This window comes from Roseofilum sp. (assembly GCF_982964205.1).
Genome location: NZ_CEZBFX010000060.1, coordinates 20,970 through 29,611 on the forward strand (window position 1 = coordinate 20,970; position 8,642 = coordinate 29,611).

Consider the following 8,642-nt stretch of genomic DNA (forward strand, 5'->3'; position numbering starts at 1 on the left):
TAGTCTTCAAAGGTTTCAAATCGAGGGTGATTCGTTAGCATGGATTTACAGCGCTTCGCGCTAGGGAATAGGTAGTGGCAAGAGTGGTAATTTTAACTATCTAAGGATATAAAACTTCTTGGGGAATCACTTCCGGATCGAGAGTTGTGCTGGTCCAAATAACTCGAATAGTGGGATTTCCTCCTTGATTAATCCATTCAACTTTGATCGGGTATTTTTCTCCCCTTTGCAAAGCAATTTTAGGGACATAATTTTCCAAATCAGAAGAATCAAACACTAATTTATTATCAATCCATATTTTGCCAGCATCCTGGGCTTTTTTCAAGTACAGATAAAATTGATGATCTTCGCTAAATCTGGCTTGTATCTCACCTTCCCACACCATCTTGAAATCATCGGGAGCAACCCCAGAAATGGGGGAATTACTATAGTAGGGTTCGATATCAATTTTGGGAAAGTTAAACTCGTCAATAGCTGAGTTTCCCTGGATATCTTGATAGAGCGTTCCGGTTAATCCGGTTCCAGATAATTTCAGTGTTTTCACAGTTTCATCTAGCTTCAACTTACCCGTTGATTGTTTAATTTTATCCCATCCCAAAGTTTCATAAATGGGTAAACCTCCCGGTTGCGGACCAATCCAAAAACGGCGACCATCAGCAAATTCCATTAAGGCAAATCCTTGAAAATCCTGATGATTAGAAGCTTGATAAACAGAATCAGGATAATTATCTAAGGTTCGTTGGTCTAAGAGAGGGCCAATATATAATCCATCTTCAGTATAAACAGCGGCCGGAGTATAGTCTTGATCGACGACAATTACGGTATTATCAGGGCCAGAGCGCACATGCATGGGATAATAAAGTTTGCCACTATTTTTTTCCCGATGATCGAAGACTTTACGGGAAATCAGACCTAAGAGTTCTTGATTTTCATTCCATTTAATCAGACGATTGACGCGGTTTTGGCTACTGGGCCAGCGTCCCCCTAAGCTTTCATGAATGGTGAGATGGGATTGACTAACGAGATAGATATTTCCATTTGCATCTCGCTCTAATTCTCTTGCCCAATAGAAATTATTGACTGATTCAGGAATGGGGGGGCCGGGTTCGATATTTTGTAGGTTATAAAAGGGGATTTGAGGGTCATTTCCGAGCCATTCGGCTACCGGGACTTTATACCAAGCGAAGGAGGGATCGGAGCTGCCAAATTTTTGGGTAGGTAAATAATAGTTGAATTGCTCGTCCCAAGCTCCTTCACCGGCAAAATTCCAGCGAAACTCTTGGGGATAGAATAGGAATTCTTCGGGTTCCATGAGACCATTTTGATTGCGATCGCCCCAAGAAAAGCTTCTCGGTGCTTGACCTAAGTCCTGAAACCCTTGCCCCCTCGCCGCTTCCACCCAAGGTGCAGGAAAACCGTCTTCTCCAGATCCTCTCCACAGGTCACTATTGGGGTCGTGAACTACCGCTGTAGTTAAGGATACGGGCCATAATTTCCCTTGCTGGCGATCGACTCTTAAAATAGCCGGTCTTTTGGTGGCGAATAAATAGAGTTCATCTTGCCAATAAACCGGTTGCCAACGGGAGCCGATCGCCCGATTTTCGACAAATAATTTATCCCCCGGTTCGGCAAAGGAATAGACCTCTAACACCTCCCAGGTTCCTCGATCTACATTCAACCGTAATTTGACTACCTCTGGAGCATGACCAGTTAACCAAATAATGCTGGGGTCTTTAGGGTCAACCGTCGGCACTAAATAATAACTTAATCCCCCAAACCAAGCATTTAAAACCGAGCCATCAGCACTGCGAATATGGGAGGTTTGCCGAGGATAAGAACCCGGTTCCGTTGTATAAAATCCACCTTTTTGATCTGCGGTCACATCCGTCAGATACCCGAACAATTCCTGTTGATAAACCCCAAGAGGTCGCCGCGCTCCGCCATACTCCTGTACCTTGCGAAACTCCCGGTCATAGCGCCAAACCTGAGACCCTTGGCTAGTTTCATTCAGATATAACTCCCCAGTGGTATGGTCGAGATCTAGGGCAATCACCCCCTGTAACCCGGTGATTTTGGTCTCCTGGATGTTCTGCACCGGATCGACAAAGATGACCTGACCTTGGGTATGAACCAGGACAGAACCCTGGCGATCGCCGCTTACTGCCGTAACTGCATTTACCCCTTCTAACCCCTTCACCGTCGCCAACACTCTCGTCGGATTCTCAACATCAAGCCAACGGATTTCCCCTAATTCTGGCAAAACGACAGCTAAATTATTACCCTCAAGATCGATATCGCTAACCTGAATTCCGCCCTCCGTAATTTTCCAGTCTCCTGCCGGTTGTCCAGTGTCCGCTGTTACCACTCTAATCCAATGGGTTTCCGTGTCTCCTGCTCCCTCATCCTTGAGCAAATAAACTTTACCCCCTCCAGCCGCCAAACGTTTCAAACGGCCGCCCTGATAATATTGCTCTTTAGTCCAGATTTGCTCTTGACCATCAGAGGAATGCTTCACCACCATAGGCGGAACTTCCGTCAGCCTTGCACCAAAATAAACCCCGGAGTCATCTACCGCCACCGTTCCCACCCCTGTGTGATCTCCTGGCCATAAATGATATGACTCTGAAGGCGGATTGACCCCAATATGGGTAACATAGCGGGAGGTAAACCCCGGATGACTTACCTGTTTCCAAGTATACTCACCCGCAGGAGCAGGATTCCCTTCCCCATCTAAACCATCCCACCTCACCTGATGAGTCCCAATTTCATAGGGTTCACCCCTTAATAGCTCCCTTACCAAAACTCCTTGGTTATTAAAAATACCTAAAGAGACTCGGCTTTTTTCCGTGAGAGTAAATTCTAGAGTCTGTCCAGAGGGAATAACCGCTTGCGTGATTAAAGGTTCAGCCGTTTGTGAGGTTTGACACCCAGAAAGGACTGTTCCTGTTGTTAATCCTAAAATGAGTAAGGGAAGATAAAAAGAAGAGTGCATGGCTTTTTACATGAATAGACATGGGGACACGGAGATGGGGACTATAGCGTGAACAGTTTTCCCATTACCCTTCTGCCGCGCAAAGTACTTAATCTTAAGTCCGCAATTGTTTCCAGAGTTGACGGATTAGACCAATAGTTAATCCCGGCATTTCTAACTGGGGGGTAAGTCCCACATTTTCTAGAGTCATAAATCGTTTCACATACTCTGGATTTAAACCGGCTAGGCGTTGACCAATTTCTGGGCCGGTAAATTGAGATTTTTTACCCCACAAAATAGCGGTTGGCGTAGTTAAACGGGGCATGTATTTAGCTAAATCAAAACATAAATCGCCCCGAACAAAGGAGAGTGCAGCATATTCGGCCTTGGGTTGTGTAGCTGATTCTAGATAGGCTTCGATAATTTCTGAGTAGATGCGCTCGCTTTGGGCAAATTGGCGATTTTGCAGAAAAGAGGCAATTCCAGCTTCTGTGGCGATCGCCGTGCTATAAACGAATTTATCCAAAACAGGAAATCTAATCAACTGGGCAAATAAACTGGCGCTATAATCTTCACCAAAATCCGATAATCCAGCCGGAGTAGTTAAAATTAAAGACTGGAATAATTGGGGATAGTCAATTGCAACTCGAATCACTAACGCTGCGGTTAACGAAGAGGCAATCACTGTGCAGGGTTCCTCACAGGTAAGTTCTAAAAACTCCCGAATTGTGGTCAGATAATCCTCAATTTCATAGTTGCGCTCTGGACGATCGGAACCACCCCAGCCGATTAAATCGGGAGCGAGGGTATAATACTCGGCCGCAAATGCGGGATAAACCTGAGACCACTCATAGGCCGATGACCCTCCTCCAAACCCATGTAAAAATACTAATTTAGGCTGTAATTTCACCTGAGAATCCCAGAAGGACTCGCTGGGGTGGTAGTAGACCATTCGGCCTAAGCTAGTTACCACGGAGTTTTGTTCAAAACCAGGAGGGAGAATCATGTACGCCTTGCTCTGTTCTCAACGATTCCGCTCCCATTGTAATCAATTTTAGAATTAACCCACCCTAAATCATCATTAAATTGTTAATTAGTAATTATTAATTGTCCCGGCAATACCGTTGAGTCACTTGGTGACGATAGGTAAACATATCCTCCAGTCGGTCAATCACAAAGCTACCGAACAGAAATTCGGCGATCTCTCCCCCAAATAATTCTAAGCGAATCCTATCCGTTAACCGGGTTTGATTGCCTTCGCGGGTGAACTCATGGCGATGCACCCAACTCTGACAAGGGCCTTCGATTTGGCGATCGACAAAATATTCATAGGGCACACAATCCGTATGACGGGCTAACCATTTAATCGGGATTAATCCCAATTGAATTTCAAACTCTGTAATAGCTCCCGCTCCTAAGCCTCCCTCTCGGCGCAAAACTTTTACCGGTTGCCAAGGAGGAGTGAAAACACTTAAGATATCAGCCCGCTCATGGAAGTCCCAAACCCTTTCAACTGGCGCATCAATTAAGGTGGATTTTTCAAAATTTAGCATACTTTTAATACGACTTAAGCCAGCAGTTAATCGACCATTAAAAGATAAAAAGGCAACGGGATTAGATCCAATTGTCTGCTAGAATGAATGGTGATAGACATATTTAAATCCTACTCCCAATCCTGAAGAGATTCTCTCAAAATTTCCTTACCGTCTTGTTCGACCACTAAAAACGATCCCCTAGCAGTGTTTAAAATCACGTAATAAGTATAGTCCCCATTGACCGCTTGAAAATATTCGCCGCTAGAATCATAATCGCTCAAGTCCAGTCGAATATCATCCCCCGTTTCTTTATCCACACCCACATAAGTGTAAGGTGCATCCCCACCACAAATACTCACCCAAAAATTCCTAGTTTCTGCTAAAAAATAAGTACTTTCGCTCTGATAACAATAATCTTGTAATTCAGCAATACGAGTTTGGCCCAGCACTTGACGCAATGGCATCACACTTACCAGTAAACCAAGGAGAATAGAGGCACTGAGATTGAGTCCCTTGCCGCTTAAGACTAGATTTTTCATATTGTGTGGAATAGTTTCCTCATCAATTCAAATTACTTTATCATAGCAAGTCCATTCCCCTAATGTCATTCTGCTACCGATTCCAGGTTAAGCTCATCTAATTGGGTCTCTCAATCTGAAACCACAGAACCGCACCAGTTAACAGCAAGTAGCCGATCTCGTTACTACAATTGAGAAGAGCAAACAACAAGCAAATATCCCAGTGGCGCGTCAAGCTTAATTTGAGGGAATAGAATTGTGCTGAAATTCACAAATTTCAAAAATCATAGCGATTTTCTAATAAACTATTTTAAGCTTACCAAGCCACTACTGCCGTGACCCAGCTAAAATAGGAACCCGGCAATTCGCAACAGTAGAAAGCCATCCTAAAGCACCACACTACCAGCACTTGCTCCACCTACATTTACTGCCGTCAGTGGAGTTCCACCAATCGTATCACTAAAATTACCTGCAGCATTCAATGTCCCTGTACCATTATGGAGAATTGAGAACGTACCGCCATTCACGGCAAACGCATTATTCGTGACTGTCAAAAAGCCTCCCGCTCCTAAATTCGTACCCGGACGAACCGCCAACCCATTATTACTACCCATCACCCGGTTATCCCGAACCACAATACTACCTGCATTACTCAACGTCGCTCCAAACGGAGACTCTCGCAGACGAATCGCTCCATCTGTTCCCCCATTATTTGTATTAATATTTTCCAAAAGGTTATTCTGAATAGTGACTGTACCGCCACCGGCTCTCACCCCAGCTACTTGAATCCCCTGCTGACGCACTGTATTCAAACGATTACCACTAATATTGGCTGAACCAATTGTATCTAACAAGATACCTGGAGCATCATCCCCAGGATTGCCAATATTATTCACCGCATTATTAATAATATTGACTGTATCCACCTCATAGATAAACATCGCCCGCCTTCCATCGCCCGTAATCGTATCAAACAAATTATCTTGAACCGTCAACGTCCCAAACCCTTGGGGATTAGGCGAATTTAAAGTCCGAAAAATACCATCTTCTATCAGATTTGTAAACGTATTACTGCGAATAACCACTTCACTACCGGGGTCTCTCAAATTCATTACCGGAGTTTCAGCAATCCCGTCACTGGTAAATTGGAATCCATTAATGACAATTGGCCCAGCCGGAGATCCCGCACGGTCAAATTCCACAAACCCTCCTGCGCCACCAATAGTTGCTTCTGGGTTGCGAGCAGCACCCAACGCTTGATTGGCATTAGGCCCCAACAATTGCACGGGTTTATTAATATTAATTACCTGGCCAGGAATATACATCCCTGGTAGCACTTGCACCAAGCTACCAGTCGGTGTAGTAGAAACACGATTAATCCCGGCCTGAATTTGAGCAAAGGCATTAATACCAATAATTCCATCTCCCTCGGTCAGCGGCCCATCTCCATCCGGGTCAACAGGTGTACCGTTGGCTAGAGTTGCCCAGTTATCATCCACATATACCCAATCATCATCCAGAATTTTGACCTGAGCCGTATTTGGAGTGCCTACGATATAAAACCCACTATTCGAGAGGGTAATCGTCACATCCTCAACCGTATTAGGACTATCATTATTAATCGGGACAACGGGTAATTCCACTGTTGTGGCTCCAGCCGGAATAGTTACACTCTCGTTGAGCATTTGGTAGCGTGTGCCATTTGCAGCCGTTCCCTGCACTGTATAGTTAACGGTCAGTGCAGCAGCAGTAGAGCCTCCAGTACGGGTGAGGGTAAAAATACCATTGGTGGCTGGGTCTCCTTCTACGGCAATATTGGTGGTCGCTTCGACCGATACCGTGGACGGTTGAGGAGGGGGAATCGGAGTGGGTGTTGGAGTGGGGGTCGGGGTTGGCGTTGGGGTTGGCGTTGGCGCAGGGATGGGATTTAAGTTCGTAGTAAAGTCTGCTGCGGTAATCTGATTCGGATTAACCCCAGACAGCACCATCAAATAGTTGCTGGTTACCCCATCTTGAATGACAGTGGTGCCAGTAAATGGCCCAGTTCGAGCAGTAATTAACAGATTTTCAAAGGCTAAACCCGGTTCTAAACCGAGTAAATCTTGTCCATCTTCAAAATCAACGGCAATATCTGCATCTGTAATTAACGGGCCGCCAGTGGTAGGAGATTGTCCAAATATATTACGCCGACCCATGACAAAAATATCCTGGCCGCCATCACCAAGCAGCACATCCGCGCCTAAATCTCCATGGAGAACATCATTTCCTCGGTCTCCGGATACCAGGTCATTGCCTTGACCGCCATAGAGGATATCATTCCCCTGACCGCCATAGAGGGTATCATTATCCTGATTCCCATTCATGAAATCATCATCCTGATTCCCAATCAGAATATCGGTTCCCTGTTCTCCGAAAATACTGTCGTTATTCTCATTCCCAGATAACAGGTCATTGCCGAAATTCCCGAAAATCAGGTCACCCCCTTGCTGGGAAAATACTGTATCATTACCAGCTAGGAGAAAAATTTGATCGCTTTCTGGGGTTCCGACAATGAAGTTATTGCCGGGCATACCGTTGATAACTGCCATGGGTTCACGTCCTCACCCTAACCACTAGCTTATTTTAGCCGAATCTGGATGGTTGTCACGCTATGTTATGGTTGATTTTAGTTAATGTAAGAAATAGCGCATTCGAGTAAATACCATCACTAAGGACGATTTCCCCGATTCGGACACCCCAGTAAAGACAATCAAGCGAAATAATCTATTACTTATCTAAGCTACTGGGATCGATTCCCAATTCCCTCAGTTTTTCAGCCAATTTTGCTACTTTTTCTTGAGCTTCACGAGCCTGCTGCTGGGCTTCATGAACTTGTTGTTGGGCTTGTAAAGTTTGCCTTTGAGCTTGCAAAGTTTGTTGCCGTGCTGATAACAGTTGCTCTTCTGGAGTTAAATAGCGCTCTCCTTGATCATTATACCAATACAACCCTTCTCTAGTTATCCATTGATAGGTGCCTTCTGCTCTACCGAGTCCTAAATTAAGTTCTGGCAACCAGAAGGGTTCTTCTCCTGGGAGAAGCTGATATTCTTCTGCTTTCAATTGTATAGACTTCTAGCCGGGGTTTCTTTTTTCGTAAAGGGTTATAAATCGCATAGTATAAGATTCCCAAATCGGCATATTCTGCGTTCTTTTGTGTATATTCTTTCCGTCGTTTTTGTGAAACTACTTCTAACACCAGAGTGGGCACTTTTTGTTCTTCCCAAAGGACATAAGAGAGGCGTAAATCTGAGTCAATAATTCGAGGCCCTCCAATACTCAGAAAGCCATCGGGGACAATAGCGGGTTTCTTAGGATCGTGATAGATACCCATATCGACTCCAAAAAACCAATCCATTCGTTCTGGCCAGATGAGTGCAAGCATGGCTTTGAGCAGGCCAGGAATTAAATCTTGTAGTTCGTTATCCACAGGAGTATCGTCAGAGTCGGGTAAGTCTTCTGCCGAAGGTAGGCAAGCTCTAGGATTATCCCTCTTCTTTCACTCTGGGAAGAGTATAATAAAGAAAAAAGGCTAAAAGCCTTATGAGAACCATGATTGCACCAAGAACTGCTCAACCGACC

Annotated in this window: 5 protein-coding genes and 1 pseudogene; all 6 read right to left on the minus strand. The window is 44.8% G+C overall.

Going from position 1 to position 8,642, the window contains the following annotated elements:
- Positions 1-100: 100 nt before the first annotated feature.
- Positions 101-2,992 carry a PA14 domain-containing protein gene (locus tag AC3A14_RS15115; RefSeq protein ID WP_318733748.1) on the minus strand — a complete coding sequence of 964 codons (2,892 nt, stop codon included), beginning with the start codon at positions 2,990-2,992 and terminating at the stop codon, positions 101-103.
- Between the two features lie 94 nt (positions 2,993-3,086).
- The gene (locus AC3A14_RS15120; protein ID WP_413039242.1) at positions 3,087-3,977 is read right to left on the minus strand and encodes an alpha/beta fold hydrolase; all 891 of its coding nucleotides are present in this window, start codon (positions 3,975-3,977) and stop codon (positions 3,087-3,089) included.
- Positions 3,978-4,074: 97 nt separating this feature from the next.
- Positions 4,075-4,524 carry an SRPBCC family protein gene (locus AC3A14_RS15125; protein WP_318733746.1) on the minus strand — a complete coding sequence of 150 codons (450 nt, stop codon included), beginning with the start codon at positions 4,522-4,524 and terminating at the stop codon, positions 4,075-4,077.
- A gap of 110 nt (positions 4,525-4,634) precedes the next feature.
- Entirely contained in the window at positions 4,635-5,045 is a 411-nt protein-coding gene (locus AC3A14_RS15130; protein WP_318718984.1) for a hypothetical protein, read from the minus strand.
- A 365-nt stretch (positions 5,046-5,410) separates the two neighbouring features.
- Positions 5,411-7,612 (minus strand): calcium-binding protein, encoded by a 2,202-nt coding sequence (locus AC3A14_RS15135; RefSeq protein ID WP_318733744.1) that lies wholly within the window; start codon positions 7,610-7,612, stop codon positions 5,411-5,413.
- A 178-nt stretch (positions 7,613-7,790) separates the two neighbouring features.
- Positions 7,791-8,490, minus strand: a pseudogene (locus AC3A14_RS15140) (Uma2 family endonuclease).
- Positions 8,491-8,642 lie beyond the last annotated feature (152 nt).

Excerpts from the sequence above, each read along its gene's own strand:
- AC3A14_RS15130 (WP_318718984.1), bottom strand. The coding sequence starts at position 5,045 with ATGAAAAATCTAGTCTTAAGCGGCAAGGGACTCAATCTCAGTGCCTCT.
- AC3A14_RS15120 (WP_413039242.1), bottom strand. The coding sequence starts at position 3,977 with ATGATTCTCCCTCCTGGTTTTGAACAAAACTCCGTGGTAACTAGCTTA.
- AC3A14_RS15135 (WP_318733744.1), bottom strand. The coding sequence starts at position 7,612 with ATGGCAGTTATCAACGGTATGCCCGGCAATAACTTCATTGTCGGAACC.
- AC3A14_RS15115 (WP_318733748.1), bottom strand. The coding sequence starts at position 2,992 with ATGCACTCTTCTTTTTATCTTCCCTTACTCATTTTAGGATTAACAACA.
- AC3A14_RS15125 (WP_318733746.1), bottom strand. The coding sequence starts at position 4,524 with ATGCTAAATTTTGAAAAATCCACCTTAATTGATGCGCCAGTTGAAAGG.